Here is an 18,327-nt window from a genome sequence, read left to right as displayed (position 1 = left end):
AGGTTTAGTGACGATAGCGATGAGGTCACACCCGTTCCCATGCCGAACACGGAAGTTAAGCTCATCAGCGCCGATGGTAGTTGGGGGCTTCCCCCTGTGAGAGTAGGACGTTGCTAAGCAAATCTAAAACACATGATGTCAGTAGACGTCATGTGTTTTTGCGTTATGGACATTGATTCCACTATTTAATAAAAAGCAAGCCATTTCCAACTTCATTTGGACATCAGTTCCGTTATTTGATCAAAAAACGAGCAAAAAGCTTCCGTTTTCCTGAGGTAACGGAACAGATGTCCACTAGCATCTCGAAAACACAGCTTTTTCTTAAAATAGCGGAAAGTATGTCCGTAGACTTGCTGGGACAAATTCCATTATCTATTGACTAAAACAATTTAAAGAATTCTATAGTAAATTAAACTTTGTTATTAAAATCAATTGACTATTCATCTGAAAATTTATTATAAATGTATATGTAATAATTTTGGTATATTTACTAAAGTATTAGTATAAGACAACTTTTGTATTATACCAAAACTATTTCTCCTCTCTTAAGCTATTAGCCAATGATTAATAGAATTATCCTTCTGTAAGAGAGGATAAAAAAAGGAAAGGAGGATCGTTTTTTGTTGTAAGAGCGCGTTTTAATAATATAAATGAAAAGGAGATTTTGTTAGATGAGAAAAAATAAATTGTTTTCAATTGTCTTAAGTTTTCTAATGGTGTTAACAGTATTTACAGCAGTTCAGCCTTCTAACACAGAAGCAGCAACTAGGAATACACCTGTTGTTTTTGTCCACGGATTAACGGGTTCGGCTTCTAATTTTGTATTTATTGAAAGATACTTACGCAGTCAAGGTTGGAGTAGTAATGAACTTTATTCTATTGAACTTCCTAGTAAACAAGGCCATCAAGAATTAAATTCAACGGCAATACAACGTTTTGTTGATGATGTGTTACGAGAAACTGGCGCTGATAAAGTAAATATAGTTGCACATAGTATGGGTGGAGCAAATAGCTTATATTATATCCGTAATAAAGGCGGAGATTCAAAAGTAGAGAAGCTTGTGACGTTAGGTGGAGCAAATGGATTAACAACAAACATTGCTCCAAGAGGAATTGAAACAACATCGATTTACTCATCAAGTGACTTTATTGTTTCATCTTCTTTATCAAGAATGTACGGTGCAAACAATATACTAATTCACGGTGTGTCCCATGTTGGTCTTTTAAATAGTTTTCAAGTGAATCGACTAATTAAGGCTGCTCTCGAAGAATAAAGTGGAAAAGAAAATAAGCGCAAAACGAAAAAGGTGTTTCTTTAATAGAACACCTTTTTCGTTATGAACGTAACTATGAAAAAGCAAGAATCATACTTTTTATCAGCACGGTTATTGCAATGATAAAGACTTGAATAGCTAACACCCATTTAATAAAAGGGGCCTCTAACAAAAGTAATAGTTGAACTCCTAAAATAACAATCGAGAAAAAAATGAAAAGTAATGATAGCCATACATACTGAGGGTAAAAAAGAAATAGCCCGATGCTTATAAAAAGAAATAAAGTGGCTGTTACAAAACTTATAGGCAAAAACAAAAAAGGTGTTTTATGTTCCATTTAATCCCACCTAACGTTTTAGACTTTGTAATACTTCTATTTATATACATACGTCATTATTTAAGATGTATGCAGGTGCAGAGAAGTTGAATATGTATAAAGTCACTAATTGTTAAAATAGTAAGCGATTACATCATATACAAATAAATAAAAAAAGAGTTTACTAATAGGTATTTTGGATTATATAATAAAAACATAGAAAAACTGTGCACTTAACATTTTTATATTAAAATTGTTAATAGAAATGCATTTGTCATAGAGGACTGATAATAATGGGGAAATCTAGTGAATTTAAGACCGTAATCGAATCGTATTCAGAATTATTAAAAAATAATACAAACCCTAGTTATGCACTGAATAAAGAGGGGTATTTTGTGTTTTTTAATACTGCTTCTACAGAGCTTACTGGTTATACATTTGCTGAAGTCTCTCATTTAAATTTTTATGAATTAGTTAGTGAAAAAGACCGAGAAAGAATAAAAAAAGAATTTTTAGATGTTTTAAACGGCCAGCATAAATCGGTTGAATTGACGATAGGTCATAAAGAGGGATTTGATATTCATATCTCTCTTTCAGGAATGCCCATTTTCATAAATGGTGAAGTTTGTGGAATTTTTGGTATTGCAAATGACTTAACTGAGAAAAAAATTATTGAAAAAGAATTAGTTGCTTCGAAAACACAATTACAAACTATTTTTGATAGCTTGGACATCTGTTTATGGTCTCTGGATATGGTTGCACAAAAGACTATAAATATTTCTCCTGCCTGTTTTCACCTCTATGGATATACACAACAAGAATTTTTAGATAGCCCCTTTCTATGGAGAAATGTGATACTTAAAGAAGATTTAGAAAAAATTATAAATTGCTACTCTCAGTTTCTACAGGGAAAAACGGTAGAAATGGAATACCGGATTTTGCATAAATCGGGGGAAGTGAAATGGGTATTTAGTAATGTTGTTCCAGTTCTAAAAAAAGGGAAGTTAGTTAGGCTTGACGGGTTGGAAATTGATATTACACAACGAAAACGAACTGAAGAAGAATTGAACTTTATGGCTTTTCATGATCCTTTAACGAAGCTTCCTAACCGAAGGAAGTTTGATGAAGAACTTCATAAAGCGATTATTGAAGCTGAGGAGAAACAATTAAAAGTCGGAGTGATGTATTTGGATTTAAATCGCTTTAAATCCATTAATGATACGTTAGGTCACCGTATAGGGGACCGCTTGTTAGAATTGGTAGCATGGAGATTGAAGCAAGGTTTAGGAGATAATATTTTCATTTCGAGGCAAGGTGGAGACGAATTTTCTGTTATTGTCAGAAATTTCACTGATTTAACTTATTTAAAAGAGACAGCCGAAAAAATTCATACTATCTTGTTAGAACCGATTGAATTAAAGGGTTTTGATTATGTTGTAACGACAAGTGTAGGAATTAGTGTATATCCTGACCATACATTAAGTGTAGATGGGTTAATTAAAAAAGCCGACCAAGCGATGTTTGTTGCTAAAGAAAAGGGACAAAGTCAATCAGAATTTTACAATTCAGGTTTGTCTACAAAATTATCAAGAAAGTTAATCATTGAACAAGGTCTACATAAAGCAATTGAAAGACAAGAATTATCGTTATCTTATCAGCCAATAGTGAATATTGAAGTAAGAAAAATTCTTGGATTTGAAGCTTTACTAAGGTGGAATCACGCCCTACTCGGTCAAATTTCTCCTTTAGAGTTTATCCCTATTGCAGAGGAAACAGGATTAATCATCCCGATTGGAAAATGGATAATTGAAAAAGCCGTTTCTGATTGTGTAAGTTGGCACGAGTCTGATCCGTCCCTTTATGTTTCAGTTAATATTAGCGCAAAACAATTTGAGCAAATGGATTTCACCGAGATGATCCAAAATACAATAAACAAATATAAAATCCAACCTACGCATTTAAAGTTGGAAATTACTGAATCAACAGCGATGACAAATGCAGAAATTGTAGCATCAAAACTCGAGTCATTAAAAAATGTTGGAGTTGAAACGTTTCTTGATGATTTTGGAACGGGCTATTCTTCTCTCAGTTACTTGAAGAAGTTTCCAATCAATCGACTGAAAATCGACCAGTCCTTTGTAAGAGATATTAATCAAGATATTAACCAGGAAGAGATAATTAAAGCCATTATTGCATTAGCAAAAAGTTTAAATATGAAAGTTATTGCAGAAGGTGTTGAAACTCAGGCGCAATTAGCTTTTTTATTTGAACAAGGTTGTTTGAAAATGCAAGGCTATTTATTTGGAAGACCTATACCACACTCTGAAGTTCTAGAAATCATTCATATTTCCCAGTAGGACCAACCATCTTTCAATTAAAGATGGTTCTTCTATGTTATAGTAATGGAAAAACAAGTCAAAAGAACTAAATTTATGTTAAAGGTGTATTATTTTTTGTATATGGAGAATATATAGATAATTTTAAAAAAGGAGGTTTTAATATGGATGTAAATATGAGTCCAGAAGAAGTAATCCAGTCGATTCAACAATTGCACAAAGAAACAGGAGATTTAAATAAAAAGAAAGTGAAGAAATCTCATCCAGAAGTCATGAGACATGCATTGCATTATTTTCCTGACTGGCAAAGTGCAGTTGAAAAAAGCATATCATAGTTAGAAGCCTTCATGTACTGAAGGCTTTTTCCTTTGCTTTTTCAAATAATAGTTGACCGTTACGTAATGTTATAGTTTACACTTTTCTTTATGGGAAGGTGGTAATCACATGTCAATGAAAGTAAAAGAAGTTGCAAATTTAGTCGGGATTAGTGTTCGTGCATTGCATCATTATGACGAAATCGGGTTGTTATCCCCAAAAGTAAAATCAGAAAAAGGATATCGACTTTATTCCGACAATGATTTAGAAAAACTTCAGCAAATTTTGTCTTTTAAAGAATTAGGATTTTCTCTAAAGCAAATAAAAGAAATTGTGAATGACCCTTCTTTCAATCGCGATGAAGCGTTACAAAGACAGAAGCGAATGCTAGTGGAAAAGAGAAATCGCATTGATACGATGATAGAAACAATTGAAAAGACAATTCAAAATGCAAAAGGAGAAGTAACATTGACGAATAAAGAAAAATTTAGTGGCTTTGATTTTAAAAAAAATCATTACGAACAAGAAGCGAGGAATCGGTGGGGGAAAATGGTTGTCGGTAACTCGCTTACAAAAGGTGATGAGGAAAAGATAAATCAATTATACAGAAACTTAGCTACGATACGGCACCATTCACCAGCATCAAATCAAGCACAATATTATATAAAACAATGGTATGAATATTTAAATACGCATTTTGGTACTTATACGTTAGAAGCGTTTAAAGGGTTAGGTCAGCTCTATGTACTAGATGCTAGATTCACGAAAAATATTGATCAGTTTGGTAAAGGCCTGGCCCAATTTATGAGCGAGGCAATGGAGATTTATTCAGATAATCCCCCTCTAAAAGATGTATAACTTTTAGAGGGCATTTTTATGCTGATATTTTATTTGCGTCATAATTAAATAAAAACTATGGAATTTTCCGAAAAATTACAGTAATATAGAACTAATAAAATACGACTATTTGTAAATCGCAAAACTAACCGAAAGGTAGTGACGCAAAGCCACGGGCCTACGTCTTGGACACGGTAGCCGGGTTGCCAAAGGGAATGACATGAAACCAATTTGGCATCGGAATGGTTTCTTTTTTTTGAGCCTAGACGGTTAGGTTGCAAAAAGCTAGATTGAATACTTTTTAGAGGTGGAGAAAAAATGGAAATGCACGTAGAAGCAAAATGGTCTGAAGTGTTATTCTCATACATCACAGCAGGTTGGTACGACTGGGCAGTTTCAAAAAATTTATTTTATGCCAATACCAATTGTTGGTCAATTACGGCTGGATATTCTTCTCATTATACATTATCAGCTTCGTTGTTAGCGTTATATCGAGGGGACGCAATGAAAACGGAAAACATACTCGAACTAGTTCAAGACCACATTCGATTTCGTGGTTTTTTAAAAGACAAAAACGACCGAACGTTAAGGGAAACATTTATTAATGATATGAGTGGAAAAATGGGAATTACTGAACAAGCCCTAGCGAAGAAATTAATGCAATTAGGTGAAATGTTAGACCTTGGAGAAAAAGCCCACATGTATCATAACCAACAAGTAATGGTTGTTTCACACCAAACGATGGTCAAAAGGAAAAGAACAGAATCATCAATTCAAGCACTTGTTGAAAAAAGAAATCAACAATTAATTGATACTGCTGCAAAAATTAATTCGTTTATTATCGACATGACCTTAAATGTATTATTATCATTGGATGATTCGATCAAACATTATCATTTAAAAAATTTCAAGGAAGAAATAGAAGATTTTTATAATTTATTGATTTTAGAAAATGTTCCACAAATACCGGATCGCCTTTCCTATACTATTACGAAAATTGTGAAACGAATTGAAAGTGAATGGAATGAAGCTAAATGTCCTAATTATGAACAATTTAAACAGTGCTTGAGCTCATTTCATCAGGAATGGGCAATATACAAAAAGATGCAAGAGGAAACAGATAGTTTGGAAACGACAATACTAGAAATGGAACTTTAAAAAGAGCTGCTGTTTTTTCACAGCAGCCCCGACCGCCACTTGGCGGTTTTTTTTAAAGATAAGAAAGCATAAAATTTTGGTGTGGCAGTGAAGCTTTGAAAGCTATTTCAAGAAGAGCGAAGGATCCGCACTTCGCTTAATAGAAAAGACGCTCCCGCGATTTTCTTTATTATTTTTCTTTTTTAGCAAGTTGAAACGCTTGTTTAAATCCTTCCTTAAATGAAAATTTTCCATACATGAGAACGCCACCTTTATATACTTTTGCTGCTATTATATTGATGAGTATCGCACTTATCGTTAAAATTGTAATAATGACATACACTTCCCACACTGGAACAGTTCCCATCCCAATTCGTAAAAATAACAACTGTGGTGTGAAAAATGGTACGTACGACAAGATTTGAATAATGGAAGATTCTGGCGTGTTTAATCCGAAAAGAGCTAAGAAAAAGGCGATCATAGCTATAAAGATTAAAGGTTGAATCGCATAGTTTACATCTTCAGCCCGACTAACAAGAGCACCTAACATCGCAGCAATTCCACCATAAACAAAATATCCTAAAATAATGAGGATGAAAGCATAAGAAAGTAGTGTAGGGTCAATGATTTCTGTGAATAAGGTTTCGTAAAATTCATTCCCACTTAACCAAGAACCAAAGAAAAAAGCAAGTAAAAGTGGAATGAGGTTTACAAGCCCAGCAAGACCGATCCCGATTAGTTTTCCGATCATTTGTGTGACGGGATTAACACTTGATATGATTAATTCCATCACTCTTGAAGATTTTTCGGTTGCTACTTCGGTCGCAATCATTGTTCCCATAACAATGACAATAAGGTAAATCGCGAACACGAGTCCGTATACCATCCAATAGGCTTGCATATGTGTTTCTTGTGTTTGTACTTCTCCATTTTCATAGAGTGGGAGTTCATGGAACGTGATAGGGGAATAAATGATGGCAAGTTCTTCTGCGTTTAAATTTAATTCGTTAGTCGCTATCGTTTCTTTCGCTCGTTGAACGTCGTGATGGACGTCTAATGCAATCGTATAATCAGTCCCGCTTCCGAAAAATTCAGCGTTGATATCAAGTAAATCTCCTGTTACTACTAATACATAGTCATGCTCTTCATTTCGTGCATCTTCGAGTGCCTTTTCTAGATCCCCATTAGTATACTCAATATATTGAAATATTCCTTCTTCATTCGACGTTAACAAACTAGCAAACATACCATCATGTGTCTCATCAATAACGACAATTTGCTGACGAATGTCACCTTCTTCGTCAGAGGTAAAAACACCAATAATGTTCGATATATTCGTTAGCGCAATAATAAGAATGGAAACAATCACAGTGCTCCAAATAAATGCTTTCGATACAATTCGTCTTCCTGCCGTATGACCAACAGTCGTCCAAAAATTATTCATGGTTATTTCCTCCTACTTTATCTATAAATATATCATGGAGTGATGGTTCTTCAATTTCAAATTTACGAACAAAACCTTTAGCAGTAATATTTTCAAAAATAATTTTTGCTACGGATTCATTTTCGACTTGTACATAGGATGTGTCTTTTATCGTATTTATCGCTGCAACACCTTGGATGTTTAAAAGGAAATCGAGAGGATAATCGGCGCGAATCGATAATTGTTTCACTCCATACGATCGTTTAATGTCTGTTAAGTTTCCTTGTAAGATGGAATTACCTTGTTTAAGCATAATTAAATCTTCACATAGCTCTTCCACATTGCGCATTTGATGACTTGAAAAGACAATCGTTGTCCCAGCTTTTTGTAAATCAAAGACAGCTTCTTTTAACATATCTGAATTTACAGGATCAAGCCCACTAAATGGTTCATCTAAAATAAGAAGTTCTGGTTGATGTAATACAGCAGCTAAAAATTGTATTTTTTGTTGGTTTCCTTTAGAAAGGTCTTCTATTTTTTTATTTTCATATTCAGGTACACCAAAACGGTCAAGCCATTTTCTCATTTCCTTTATAATCGCTTGTTTGTTCATTCCTTTTAATTTCATTAAATAAAATAATTGTTGTTTAACCGTTAACTTTGGAAATAACCCACGCTCTTCAGGGAGATATCCGATGAGATGTGTGTTTTTATAGGAAAGTGGTTGTCCGTTCCACATGACGGTTCCTTCTGTAGGCTCTAGTAATCCTAGAATCATCCGGAACGTTGTTGTTTTTCCTGCCCCATTTGCACCTAATAGCCCAAAAGTTTCTCCTTTTTCCACGGAAAATGATATCCCGTTGACTGCATTATGATTACCAAACCTTTTTGTTATTTGATTTACTTGAAGCGTCATGATTTGTTTCCCCTTTCTGATTCCGAAGAATATAGCTTAAGATTTCAGCAAAACGAAGGCTTTGTTTCGATAAAATATTACTATTCATAGTGTCGAGAGCTTTTTCTGTTTCGACTTGATTTGCAGTTACCAATTCGCACTGGTTTCCTGATTCTGTAATGGAAATCACGGCTGGTATAGTTGAGAACATTGTGGAAGTCCCATTCACCCATAGTCTAGCATAGTTTTGGATTAGGTTGTCTTTTTCATAGTTTCCAATAATGTTCCCATCATGCATACAAACGATATAGTCTGCAAATTCTTTGACTTCATCCGCTACATGTGATGAAAATAGAATAGAACGATCTGGATTTTCTTCTAAGTAGTTCACCCATAAATCTCGAATTTTTTCTTGGCTTTCAATATCAACTCCGGATAGAGGTTCATCCATAATTAAAATCTTTGTTTGTCGTGCTAGGGCAAGGAAAAGCAATGCTTTTTTTTGCATCCCAACGGATAGCGTGTCTACTCGTTTATTTAGAGGAATGTTAAACTGTTCCAGTAATTGCATAAACTTATTGTTGTCCCAGCCGCTAAAACCAATGGAATGTAAATCAGCTAATTGATTTAATGTGAACCTGTCATACCCGGTTGATGTTTGAGGGACATACCCAATTAATTCTTTCCATTCCATTTGGTCGATTGTAAACCCAAACCGGTTTATTTCTCCACTATCCGCATACACCATACCTGTGATTAGACGGAGAAGTGTGCTTTTTCCCGCACCATTATTTCCGATTAATGCTGTCACAGTGCCTTTATGAACTTCGAAAGTAAGAGGGCCAACATTAAAGCTTTTGTCGATCTTTTTGTTCACATCTGAAAGTTTAATCACGTTCATTCTCCTCCTTTAATAAGGCTGTAAACCATGTTAATAATGTTTCATCAGAATATTGATAGTTTTTCCCTAATGAAACGGCGTCTTTTAACGCTTTTTTTACCGCTGCTTTTTTTTGTTCATCCTTGTTTTCTATGTCTATATGAGCGACAAACGTTCCTTTTCCTTGAATTGTTTTAATATAGCCTTGTTGTTCAAGGTTTTGATAGGAACGCCTTGTTGTAATCACGCTACATGACAAAGAAGTTGCTAGTTTTCTTATCGATGGTAGAACGGTTCCTGGTGGGAGAGTTCCACTTACAATTAAAATTTTTAGTTGCGATTCAATCTGGTCATAGATGGGCGTCCGGCTATTTTCATCAATATGAATAGGAAGTAAATTAGACATGAAAATCGACCTTTTTCATACTAAATGTAACCCGCCATTTCCAAATGAAATAACTAAAAGTTAGACTTAGTATGCTAATTATGACGGCTAGCGGGTACGACGTATTAACTAGAAAGACAAGGCCTTTTACAATCCCGGTATTGGTGACGTTATAAACAACATTTACAAGAAGTAGCAAAGGTAAAACGGATACACCACCAATAATGCCATGCCACATCGGAGAAAGCTTTGTTCCGGACTCAATGGATAAATATAAGCTGCTAATTGCTATTCCAACACTAGTCCAAAGTAATGTGAACATAAGAAGAGAATATAGTTGGAATTCTTGTTTAAAAACGGGTTGAAAAAAATAAACGGTTGTAAGAAACAGTAGATAAAATACAACTTGAAAAGGTAACGCAGTCAAAAAACGGCTCCATATTAAAGTTTTCTCAGAAATTGACATTCTTCGTAGGAGTAAATGAAAAGGCGTAGCATGCATCCTTGTTGGAAAAACAAACGGATGAAACCGACATAGCTGTAGTGCTACTCCAACAATTAAAAATAATGTATCAATTGCAACTAGTTTTCGACCAGCAAAGCTAGAATCTATAATAATACAAGCTAATGTTCCAAATAAAATAGGTAAACTAAACAACAATAAAAAGTACCAGTAAGGAGTCGTTTTGTACTCAAATAAAATTAACTGTTTAATATTCAAAAAGCTCACTCCTTTACACTGAATAGTCAACAGCATTTAACTGTTTTTTCATACTTAAAACACAACTGTATAGCAGAAATACAGCGAGTAAAAACATGATAGACGGAAGTAGAATCGGATAGTTCGTGATTCCTGTTAACAGCCATTCAAACACACGTTTGTCTGTTGTGAGACGAACAATTGTAATCAGTAAAAAAAACAAACTAAACATGGCTATAACAGTAAAAATCATAAATGGTTTACTGAATTTCCCACCGGTTTCTCCAGATGGGTTGATCCCTGACAATCCAAGAGTGGCAAAGAGCCAAACGAGAAAAAAGGAAACACTATTTGGTATTGTATGAGGTGGTAAGATAATAAAAAATGTACTTAAGAAAATGACAGTTGAAAAGAAATTTAAAATTAATGCAGTTGTTATCCGACTAATAATAATTTTCTTCTTAGAAAAAGACATCGTCCGAAACAATAATTGAATCGGTGCAACGTAGAAATTACTTTTCACATCTTGAACCGTAAAGGAATAAGGTCTGAGCAAAAAGATATTAATTGATAGACCACATAGAAGTAATATATCGACGAGTGGTTTCGCTTCTTCTTGAAGGCGGCCTGCCAATAGTTCTGAATAAAGGATCGCCATGGCCACTTGAATGAAAATGTTTAAGGCATATAAAAAAGGTGGTGTGCACTTCAGTTCAAATGCAATCAATGCTTTTATTTGGACGAAATTCATATCTAATCCTCCTATCTAAGTGTTAAGGTGTTTATATCTATATACACAGTATCACACAGTTAAATCTAAAACAACGGCAAAATGTAAAAAAAGGATAATTTTCTTTAAAACGACCTTGAATTTCCTACATAGACCGAAGGAAAAAGATTTTTCTGAATTTTTTATCATTTTTGTGGTATTATTATTTTGATATATAAATGCTTGAAAGAAAATATAACCGTAAATATCGTAGAGACTAAAGTTATATGTTATTGTCTTTAAAAAGATAGGAGGGATGATGTGAAGGAAGTGATGGAAATTGCAAATAGTGAGGTTATTTGGATATTCGCTTTTTTTATTATTGGGATTGTTGTTTTACAAGGGATACTATTTATTCGTCTTGCCACAAAAGCAAGTTCAACTGTAGGAATGACTTCTTCTGATGTTCGAAGTGCATTAAAAACAGGAGCGATTAGTGCCATTGGTCCATCCCTTGGGATTATGGTTATTGCCATTTCGTTGATTACCTTGTTAGGAGACCCGTTGACACTTATGAGGATCGGTATTATTGGGTCGGCACCTGTTGAAGCATTAGGCGCTAGTATAGGCGCAGATGCTTACGGAATAGAACTTGGTTCACCTCAATTTACTCCACAAGCGTTTACTGCGGTAGTATGGACATTATGTTTAGGTGGAGCAGGCGGATTATTAGTTGTCGCTTTGTTTACTAAATCATTTGGAAAAATAGAAAAAAAAGTTGCCGGAAAAAGTAAAGATGGGAAAGGTATGGTTCTCATTACAACAGCGGCGCTTATTGCAGCTTTTAGTTTTTTTGTCAGTGGGGAGATGTTGAAAAGTCATATTCATACACTTGTTGCTATCGGATCATGTTGTGCCATGGTTGCAATTCTCCACATCGCGAATACGAAAAGGCTAAATTGGTTGAAAGAATGGTCATTAGGCTTATCAATATTAGCTGGTTTACTTGTAGGCTTGATCGTAACTTTCTAAAGATAGGATGAAGGTAAATGGTGAGTAAAGAAGTGATAGTAAAAAAAGAAAAACAAACAAATGGAATCGATGCTTATTATACTCAAATTCATTTTTGGGGACGTTTTACGATTTGGATAGTCATTGGTCTATCTATTTTATTACCGCTTTATCTATCATTCGTTCTAGGATACCACCCAGGGTGGGGGCCGATTATTGCGGCTTATGTTGCTTATGCGGCGCTAATGGCTCTAGCATGGACGATGGAGCCAATTTTATATTATCCAACTCTCGGTGTGTCTGGAACATATTTGGCGTTTTTAACGGGCAACATTTCCAACATGTGCCTTCCATCTGCAGCAGCAGCACAGCATTCCGTCGGAGCAGAACCTGGAACAAAAAAAGGTGAAATTGCAGCTACATTAGGGATTGGCGCAGCATCACTTGTTAATATCGCCATATTAATTCCAATCATATTTGGAGGTTCTTACCTTTTGTCTGTTTTGCCAGAATCAGCTCAAACGATGCTTCAGTATATTTTACCTGCTATTTTTGGTGGAATACTTGGACAGTTTGCGATAAAAAAGCCGATATACGCGTTAGTTGGGTTACTGGTGGCTTTATCTATAACAATTCTACCTGTAGGTGGCTTAAAAAATATATTCGTATCTATCATAGTTACTGTAATGATTTGTCTACTTATTGAGAAAAAAAGAAAAAGATAGAGAGGTAATTATATAATGACAACAACATTTATTCATGAGCGACCTGACGATATCCTCCAAAACTTAATTCGGTTTAATACAACAAACCCACCTGGACATGAACGTGCTTGTGTAGAGTATATTCAAAATCTATTAGCTGAGTATGATATTGAGTCTAGTATTTATGCATTAGATGAAAATCGTCCCAACTTAGTAGCTAGAATAAAAGCTGACGGACAAGCCCCTCCTCTAATGTTATATGGTCATGTTGATGTTGTCACAACCGAAAACCAACAATGGGCCTATCCTCCATTTTCAGGTGAGGTTATTGATGGCTATATTTGGGGGCGTGGTGCGCTTGATATGAAAAGTGGTGTAGCTATGATGATAGCGGCATTTTTGCGTGCTAAGTTTGAAAATACACCGTTGCAACAAGATGTTTTATTAGTGATTTTAAGTGATGAAGAAAATGGGGGCAATTATGGAGCAAAGTTTTTAGTTGAACAGCATCCATACTTATTTGAAGGAGTCCAATATGCGCTAGGTGAGTTTGGTGGATTTTCGATGGAATTAGAAGGTCATCGATTTTATCCTATTATGGTTGCTGAAAAACAAATGAGTTGGGTGAAAATAACTGTACAAGGTCAGGGCGGACATGGTTCAATGCCGGTTCGGGATAGCGCGATGAAAAAGCTGTCTGTTCTCCTTCATAAACTTAGTCAGCCGATGCCAATTCATATAACACCGGTTGTAGAAGAAATGATTAAAGCGATAGCAAACGAATTAACATTCCCAAAAAACGTTATAGTTAAGCAATTACTTCAGCCTAAACTGGCGAATAAAGTCATTGGTTTACTAGGTCCAAAAGGGAGTTTGTTTGAAAGCTTATTACATCATACGGTTTCTCCAACCATTGTAAACGCTAGTGATAAAGTAAATGTCATTCCAAGTGAGATTACAATTGAAGTTGACGGAAGAATTCTACCAGGTTTTTCAGAGGCTGAATTTAGAGAAGAGCTAGTTGCATTAATTGGTGATCATACGATTGATGTGGAAATCGTTCGATCTGATATTGTTCAAACGGATGTTGATATGACACACTTTTCCTTATTAAAGGATGTTTTAATGGAGTGTGATAATCAGGCTATTCCAATTCCCTTTGTATTGCCAGGTGTAACAGACGGGAGGTTTTTCTCAAGTTTAGGTATTCAAACGTATGGTTTCACACCGATGAATCTACCATCTGATTTTAACTTCATTCAAAGTGTTCACGCTGCAGATGAACGGATCCCAGTAGAGTGTGTTCACTTTGGGACAAACGCAATGTTTAAAGCTATCCAGTTGTTTAATCACGTAGAGTAACATTATAGTAATAAAGTGATACAATTGCGGTGATTGCAGAAGTGAACATTAGGAGGATGTAAATTGTCACAGTTTCATACGGATAACCAAACTTTTATCAGTGTTGTTGAATTAAAGGTCGAAGATATAAAGAGGTCTCTCTCTTTTTATGAACAAATGTTAGGATTACGTATAAAAACACACGTTCATAACAAAGTAGTGTTCACAGCAGATGGGAAAACTCCAATTTTATCAATTGTACAGCCTAATCAAGTGTTGCCAAAGCAACAAAGAACAACAGGTCTGTATCATTTTGCATTGCTTTTACCTAATCGAAAAGAACTAGGAAAGGTTCTTTGTCATCTTCTTGATTCTCATTATCCATTACAAGGAGCTTCTCACCATGGCACAAGTGAAGCGATTTATTTAGCTGACCCTGATGGGAATGGAATAGAGCTTTATGCAGATACTGATTCGACAACGTGGCACGGGAGTCAAGGTGAAATTCAATTTACGACAGAACGACTAGATGTGGAAGCATTAAGACAAGAAGGTGTCGGGGAGCATTGGGATGGGATCGCGCCTTCTACTATAGTAGGTCATCTTCATTTGCACGGAGCCGAATTAGACAACATGAGAGAGTTTTATCATAAAGCTCTCGGATTCGATATCATTGTGGAAATCCCGAATCAAGCGATATTTATGTCGACAGGTGGCTATCACCATCATATCGCAGTTAATGTTTGGAATGGTCTTGGTGCTCCTATTCCACCTGAAAACAGTGTCGGCTTGAAGATGTTTTACGTTGACTTTCCAACGAAGCAACAATGGAACAAAGCATTGAATCAATTACTCGACTTAGGCTATGAAGTGAAAACAATGGAATCAAGCTTTGAGGTAACCGACCCTTCTGGAAATCGGGTACGGTGTAATAGTGTATAAAGAAAAAGGATGTTTCAGGAACATCCTTTTTTGACTTATAAGACAGTATAAAAATTTTGGTATAGCAATGAAGCTTTTAAAGCTTATTCTAAAGACGATCCTGCGTTTTTCTATAACGGAGGGCGTTTGAATTGTGTGTGATAGGGTTCTATTGGACAAAACGAGTGAAAAATCGGAGAGAAGTGTCTAATAGAATGCTTCTATCAGCTATGTTTGTTTAGTGTGTCATGAAAATGCTGCGTGTTTCACCACAGGAAGAGCACTTTGGGTTCACTTTTAAAAGCGGGCAGGGCTCCGCCACTACGCTTGATACGAAAAGACGATCCCGCGTGTTTCTTATTGTTTAAACGATATGCTGAAAGGTTAAATCAAACTCCTTACCGTTGACATAAATTGAGAAGCTTGCTCAGACTTGTCTTTTGTAATGACATACGTGGAGGCAGTAGGCAGTGATAGAAATGGAGCTTCAACCTCTAACATTCTTCCCTCAGCTAATTCTCGCTTTACTGTTGAACGCGGTAAAATGGAAAACCCAATCCCTTCCTCAATAAAACGTTTCGTTACATGGACTTGTGTGACTTTCATCGTACGAACATGGCGATATAAATGTTTCAGTTCAAACAAAACAGCATCCCAATATTCCGGATGGTTATACGTTAATAAAACTTCTTTGTTTACTATCGTCTCTAAGTCTAGTGGAATACTGCTTTCCCAATCACCCCCGTCATGTGGTGCGACAATTTTGAGTGGTTCTTCATATATCTTCACACATGTTAACCCAAGTGTTTTACTTTCCATCCTTGCTAATCCTAAATGAGCCGTTCCGCGTTCAATCTCTTCAGCTATAAGATGAGATTCCATCACATGGACAATGACTTCTACTTCAGGGTAATACCGAATAAATTTTTTTATCCAGTAGGGAAGATAGGTAGAGGCAATTAAGGGAGAAACGGCTATCGATAATGTTTGATGGTACCCTTGTCTAACATTTTCAATATGGTGTAGTCCGTCTGATAGTGTTTCGATAATTTTCGTTGCATGTGGCAGAAATTCTTTACCATAAGTAGTGAGGATAATGTTTCGTCCTTTTCTTTCAAAAAGAGGGGTTCCTAGCTCTTTTTCAAGTTGTTTAATATGAACAGTGACAGTAGGTTGCGATAAAAATAATCTTTCTGCTGTTTTATAAAAATTTTCAAACTGTGCAGCGGTGACAAATGTATAAAGCCAATTAAGATTCATTGATTTTCACCTTCTTTTTATTGATTATGATTTATAATCAATTATACATAAATTATTTATTTTTCATAATTGATTTATTGGCGTATCCTTTATTCATACAATAAAGGAGTGAGGACATATGAACGTACAAAGTGGATTAGAAGGTGTAATAGCTTGTCATTCAGCCATTAGTTTAGTAGATGGTCAAAATGGGAGGCTTGTGTACCGTGGATATTGGGCGAAGGAGCTTGCTCTTCATAAAGAATTTGAAGAAGTTTGCTATCTATTATGGCATGGGAGCTTACCAACAAAAGAGGAGGTAAATCATTTAAAACAACAATTTCTTGAAGCGAGAAAAATACCTATTCATGTGATGGCTGTTTTAGTTGCTTTACCAAAAGAAATGGACATGATGAGTGTCATTCGTACGTGTATATCAGCACTAGCAAGTCAATCAAATGAGTGGCCACCAACAGTTGAGCAAGCCATTCAAATTACTGCTCTCATACCAACAATTATTACAGCAAGAATCTCGATTTTAAAAGGAGAGAAACCGATTGAACCACACGAAACATTAGGGCATATTGCCAACTATTTATACATGTTGCATAATAGAGAACCAAACGCTACCCATAGTAAAGCATTAGAGGCGTACTGTATATTAACAATGGAACATGGGTTGAATGCTTCTACCTTTGCTGCTCGAGTCATTTCTTCAACAGAGTCTGATATAGTGTCTGCGATTACAGGAGCAATCGGTGCGATGAAAGGACCGTTACACGGAGGAGCACCGAGTGAAGTTACGGCTATGTTAGAGGCGATTGAAACGAAAGAGAATGCTGAAGAATGGATTCGAACAAAATTAAAAAATGGTGAAAAGTTAATGGGGTTTGGTCATCGTGTATATAAAACAAAAGACCCTAGAGCAGAAGCATTACAAAAAGTAACCGCTCAATTAACGAAAGATGACCAGTGGTTGGCATTAGCAAATGCAGTTGAAGAAACGGCATTACGTTTACTTGCAGAATATAAGCCAGGGAGAAAACTATATACGAATGTAGAATTTTATGCAGCTGCCGTTTTACGCGCTGTTGACATGCCTAGTTTTTTATTTACACCCACGTTTACGGTTAGTCGTGTTGTAGGTTGGACTGCGAATGTATTAGAACAAGCGGAAAACAATCGCATTTATCGGCCACAATCTTTATATAACGGTGTCATTCCTGGAGAATGAATTTTATGACAGTGGACGATACTGGAGAATAATTCACATAAAGAAGGTGGTTCTCTTGGGAATTATCATGTTCGCTGCGGTTATTTTAATCCCGATTATGATGGTTATCGTTCAAAGAAAATGGGTGTTAATGCAAACGATATTTACAGGGGCGGCAATAGTTGCAAGTATGACTTTCGGTTATATAGCAGCAACATCGGTTTATGCGATACTTGAAAATGAAGAAGTGTTTATGACAAGTATTCATGCGGTGTTTTTAAACTCTTTTTTCCTTATAAGCGGAGCATATCTCGGCTTGTATAGCATTTATTTACTATGTTTACATTTCACATACGAGCGAAAGTATTGAAAAGAGGCTGGGACAAAACAGTAAATAAAAAATGAGTGGCACTCACCCTGATGAGTTGGGGTGAGTGCCACTCTTTATTTTACATTTTTAGATTTTAGTAATTTTTAGGATTTAAATAAGGATACCATCTGATAAAATTAAAGTAACCACACAATAACTTAACGGAGGTATCCTTATGTTTAAACATTATACCATGAATCAAATCATTTTACCGCTAGATTTAGAAGTAAAACTTCAAGAAAATGATATTGCCTACGCCGTCAATGATCTCGTAGAACAGATTCCCGATGAAGCATTCGCTAGCTTTTTACGTGAAACGGG

At 35.6% G+C, this 18,327-nt stretch carries 19 protein-coding genes, 1 rRNA gene and 1 riboswitch; of the genes, 12 read left to right on the top strand and 8 right to left on the bottom strand.

Annotated features, from left to right (window positions below; genetic code table 11):
• The first annotated feature begins 3 nt into the window (after positions 1–3).
• Positions 4–119: ribosomal RNA gene (rrf, locus tag T323_RS0115490) — 5S ribosomal RNA — on the top strand.
• 552 nt (positions 120–671) lie between these two features.
• Positions 672–1,274: an esterase/lipase family protein gene (locus T323_RS0115485; protein WP_026674087.1), complete on the top strand. Its 603-nt coding sequence runs from the start codon at positions 672–674 to the stop codon at positions 1,272–1,274.
• Between the two features lie 73 nt (positions 1,275–1,347).
• Here the strand turns inward: T323_RS0115485 and T323_RS0115480 are convergent, their stop codons facing one another.
• Positions 1,348–1,611 carry a hypothetical protein gene (locus T323_RS0115480; RefSeq protein ID WP_026674086.1) on the bottom strand — a complete coding sequence of 88 codons (264 nt, stop codon included), beginning with the start codon at positions 1,609–1,611 and terminating at the stop codon, positions 1,348–1,350.
• Positions 1,612–1,883: 272 nt separating this feature from the next.
• Here T323_RS0115480 and T323_RS0115475 point away from each other — a divergent pair, with 272 nt between their 5' ends.
• The 4 genes from T323_RS0115475 to T323_RS0115460 all read left to right on the top strand — a co-directional run bounded on the left by T323_RS0115475 (position 1,884) and on the right by T323_RS0115460 (position 6,236).
• The gene (locus tag T323_RS0115475) at positions 1,884–3,947 is read left to right on the top strand and encodes a sensor domain-containing protein (protein WP_026674085.1); all 2,064 of its coding nucleotides are present in this window, start codon (positions 1,884–1,886) and stop codon (positions 3,945–3,947) included.
• A 143-nt stretch (positions 3,948–4,090) separates the two neighbouring features.
• On the top strand, positions 4,091–4,261 hold the full coding sequence (locus T323_RS29225; RefSeq protein ID WP_169737910.1) for a hypothetical protein: 171 nt from the start codon (positions 4,091–4,093) through the stop codon (positions 4,259–4,261).
• Positions 4,262–4,370: 109 nt separating this feature from the next.
• Positions 4,371–5,099, top strand: a complete 729-nt coding sequence (locus tag T323_RS0115465) for a MerR family transcriptional regulator (protein WP_026674084.1) — start codon at positions 4,371–4,373, stop codon at positions 5,097–5,099.
• Between the two features lie 107 nt (positions 5,100–5,206).
• A riboswitch (cyclic di-GMP riboswitch) is annotated at positions 5,207–5,289 on the top strand.
• A gap of 107 nt (positions 5,290–5,396) precedes the next feature.
• Positions 5,397–6,236 (top strand): hypothetical protein, encoded by an 840-nt coding sequence (locus T323_RS0115460; protein WP_026674083.1) that lies wholly within the window; start codon positions 5,397–5,399, stop codon positions 6,234–6,236.
• A 169-nt stretch (positions 6,237–6,405) separates the two neighbouring features.
• On the opposite strand, the gene T323_RS0115455 is transcribed toward T323_RS0115460, so the two are convergent.
• Genes T323_RS0115455 through T323_RS0115430 form a run of 6 tightly spaced genes read right to left on the bottom strand, consistent with a single transcriptional unit; the run spans position 6,406 to position 11,249 of the window.
• The gene (locus T323_RS0115455; protein ID WP_026674082.1) at positions 6,406–7,659 is read right to left on the bottom strand and encodes an ABC transporter permease; all 1,254 of its coding nucleotides are present in this window, start codon (positions 7,657–7,659) and stop codon (positions 6,406–6,408) included.
• On the bottom strand, positions 7,652–8,554 hold the full coding sequence (locus T323_RS0115450) for an ABC transporter ATP-binding protein (protein WP_026674081.1): 903 nt from the start codon (positions 8,552–8,554) through the stop codon (positions 7,652–7,654). The genes T323_RS0115455 and T323_RS0115450 overlap by 8 nt, the downstream gene beginning before the upstream one ends.
• Complete coding sequence (locus tag T323_RS0115445; protein WP_026674080.1) at positions 8,514–9,428, bottom strand: ABC transporter ATP-binding protein; 915 nt, start codon at positions 9,426–9,428, stop codon at positions 8,514–8,516. Before T323_RS0115445 ends, T323_RS0115450 begins: the two co-directional genes overlap by 41 nt.
• Entirely contained in the window at positions 9,421–9,819 is a 399-nt protein-coding gene (locus T323_RS0115440; protein WP_026674079.1) for a GntR family transcriptional regulator, read from the bottom strand. Before T323_RS0115440 ends, T323_RS0115445 begins: the two co-directional genes overlap by 8 nt.
• A complete protein-coding gene (locus T323_RS0115435) occupies positions 9,812–10,519 on the bottom strand; it encodes a hypothetical protein (protein WP_026674078.1) in 708 nt (235 codons plus the stop codon). The genes T323_RS0115440 and T323_RS0115435 overlap by 8 nt, the downstream gene beginning before the upstream one ends.
• 13 nt (positions 10,520–10,532) lie before the next feature.
• Positions 10,533–11,249, bottom strand: a complete 717-nt coding sequence (locus T323_RS0115430) for a hypothetical protein (protein WP_026674077.1) — start codon at positions 11,247–11,249, stop codon at positions 10,533–10,535.
• A 279-nt stretch (positions 11,250–11,528) separates the two neighbouring features.
• On the opposite strand from T323_RS0115430, the gene T323_RS0115425 reads away from it, so the two are divergent.
• The 4 genes from T323_RS0115425 (at position 11,529) to T323_RS0115410 (ending at position 15,205) form a co-directional block, all read left to right on the top strand.
• A complete protein-coding gene (locus T323_RS0115425; protein WP_026674076.1) occupies positions 11,529–12,239 on the top strand; it encodes a DUF5058 family protein in 711 nt (236 codons plus the stop codon).
• A 17-nt stretch (positions 12,240–12,256) separates the two neighbouring features.
• Complete coding sequence (locus T323_RS0115420) at positions 12,257–12,943, top strand: hypothetical protein (protein WP_035178953.1); 687 nt, start codon at positions 12,257–12,259, stop codon at positions 12,941–12,943.
• Positions 12,944–12,958: 15 nt separating this feature from the next.
• The gene (locus T323_RS26910) at positions 12,959–14,284 is read left to right on the top strand and encodes a M20/M25/M40 family metallo-hydrolase (protein ID WP_035178951.1); all 1,326 of its coding nucleotides are present in this window, start codon (positions 12,959–12,961) and stop codon (positions 14,282–14,284) included.
• A gap of 63 nt (positions 14,285–14,347) precedes the next feature.
• Positions 14,348–15,205, top strand: coding sequence for a VOC family protein (locus T323_RS0115410; RefSeq protein WP_026674074.1), 858 nt, complete (start codon positions 14,348–14,350; stop codon positions 15,203–15,205).
• Positions 15,206–15,568: 363 nt separating this feature from the next.
• On the opposite strand, the gene T323_RS0115405 is transcribed toward T323_RS0115410, so the two are convergent.
• Positions 15,569–16,444: a LysR family transcriptional regulator gene (locus tag T323_RS0115405; protein ID WP_026674073.1), complete on the bottom strand. Its 876-nt coding sequence runs from the start codon at positions 16,442–16,444 to the stop codon at positions 15,569–15,571.
• Between the two features lie 118 nt (positions 16,445–16,562).
• Here T323_RS0115405 and T323_RS0115400 point away from each other — a divergent pair, with 118 nt between their 5' ends.
• Positions 16,563–17,657: a citrate synthase/methylcitrate synthase gene (locus T323_RS0115400; protein WP_026674072.1), complete on the top strand. Its 1,095-nt coding sequence runs from the start codon at positions 16,563–16,565 to the stop codon at positions 17,655–17,657.
• Between the two features lie 55 nt (positions 17,658–17,712).
• Positions 17,713–18,006: a hypothetical protein gene (locus T323_RS0115395; protein ID WP_026674071.1), complete on the top strand. Its 294-nt coding sequence runs from the start codon at positions 17,713–17,715 to the stop codon at positions 18,004–18,006.
• Positions 18,007–18,327 lie beyond the last annotated feature (321 nt).

It is taken from the genome of Alkalihalobacillus bogoriensis ATCC BAA-922 (assembly GCF_000621445.1).
GTDB classification, from domain to species: domain Bacteria; phylum Bacillota; class Bacilli; order Bacillales; family Bacillaceae_F; genus Bacillus_AO; species Bacillus_AO bogoriense.
The sequence above is the reverse complement of the archived record's forward strand: the minus strand, read 5'-3'. Positions and strand labels throughout refer to the sequence as shown.

Excerpts from the sequence above, each read along its gene's own strand:
- T323_RS29225 (WP_169737910.1), top strand. The coding sequence starts at position 4,091 with ATGGATGTAAATATGAGTCCAGAAGAAGTAATCCAGTCGATTCAACAA.
- T323_RS0115485 (WP_026674087.1), top strand. The coding sequence starts at position 672 with ATGAGAAAAAATAAATTGTTTTCAATTGTCTTAAGTTTTCTAATGGTG.
- T323_RS0115440 (WP_026674079.1), bottom strand. The coding sequence starts at position 9,819 with ATGTCTAATTTACTTCCTATTCATATTGATGAAAATAGCCGGACGCCC.
- T323_RS0115420 (WP_035178953.1), top strand. The coding sequence starts at position 12,257 with ATGGTGAGTAAAGAAGTGATAGTAAAAAAAGAAAAACAAACAAATGGA.
- T323_RS0115400 (WP_026674072.1), top strand. The coding sequence starts at position 16,563 with ATGAACGTACAAAGTGGATTAGAAGGTGTAATAGCTTGTCATTCAGCC.
- T323_RS0115455 (WP_026674082.1), bottom strand. The coding sequence starts at position 7,659 with ATGAATAATTTTTGGACGACTGTTGGTCATACGGCAGGAAGACGAATT.
- T323_RS0115465 (WP_026674084.1), top strand. The coding sequence starts at position 4,371 with ATGTCAATGAAAGTAAAAGAAGTTGCAAATTTAGTCGGGATTAGTGTT.
- T323_RS26910 (WP_035178951.1), top strand. The coding sequence starts at position 12,959 with ATGACAACAACATTTATTCATGAGCGACCTGACGATATCCTCCAAAAC.
- T323_RS0115430 (WP_026674077.1), bottom strand. The coding sequence starts at position 11,249 with ATGAATTTCGTCCAAATAAAAGCATTGATTGCATTTGAACTGAAGTGC.
- T323_RS0115475 (WP_026674085.1), top strand. The coding sequence starts at position 1,884 with ATGGGGAAATCTAGTGAATTTAAGACCGTAATCGAATCGTATTCAGAA.
- T323_RS0115405 (WP_026674073.1), bottom strand. The coding sequence starts at position 16,444 with ATGAATCTTAATTGGCTTTATACATTTGTCACCGCTGCACAGTTTGAA.
- T323_RS0115450 (WP_026674081.1), bottom strand. The coding sequence starts at position 8,554 with ATGACGCTTCAAGTAAATCAAATAACAAAAAGGTTTGGTAATCATAAT.
- T323_RS0115480 (WP_026674086.1), bottom strand. The coding sequence starts at position 1,611 with ATGGAACATAAAACACCTTTTTTGTTTTTGCCTATAAGTTTTGTAACA.
- T323_RS0115460 (WP_026674083.1), top strand. The coding sequence starts at position 5,397 with ATGGAAATGCACGTAGAAGCAAAATGGTCTGAAGTGTTATTCTCATAC.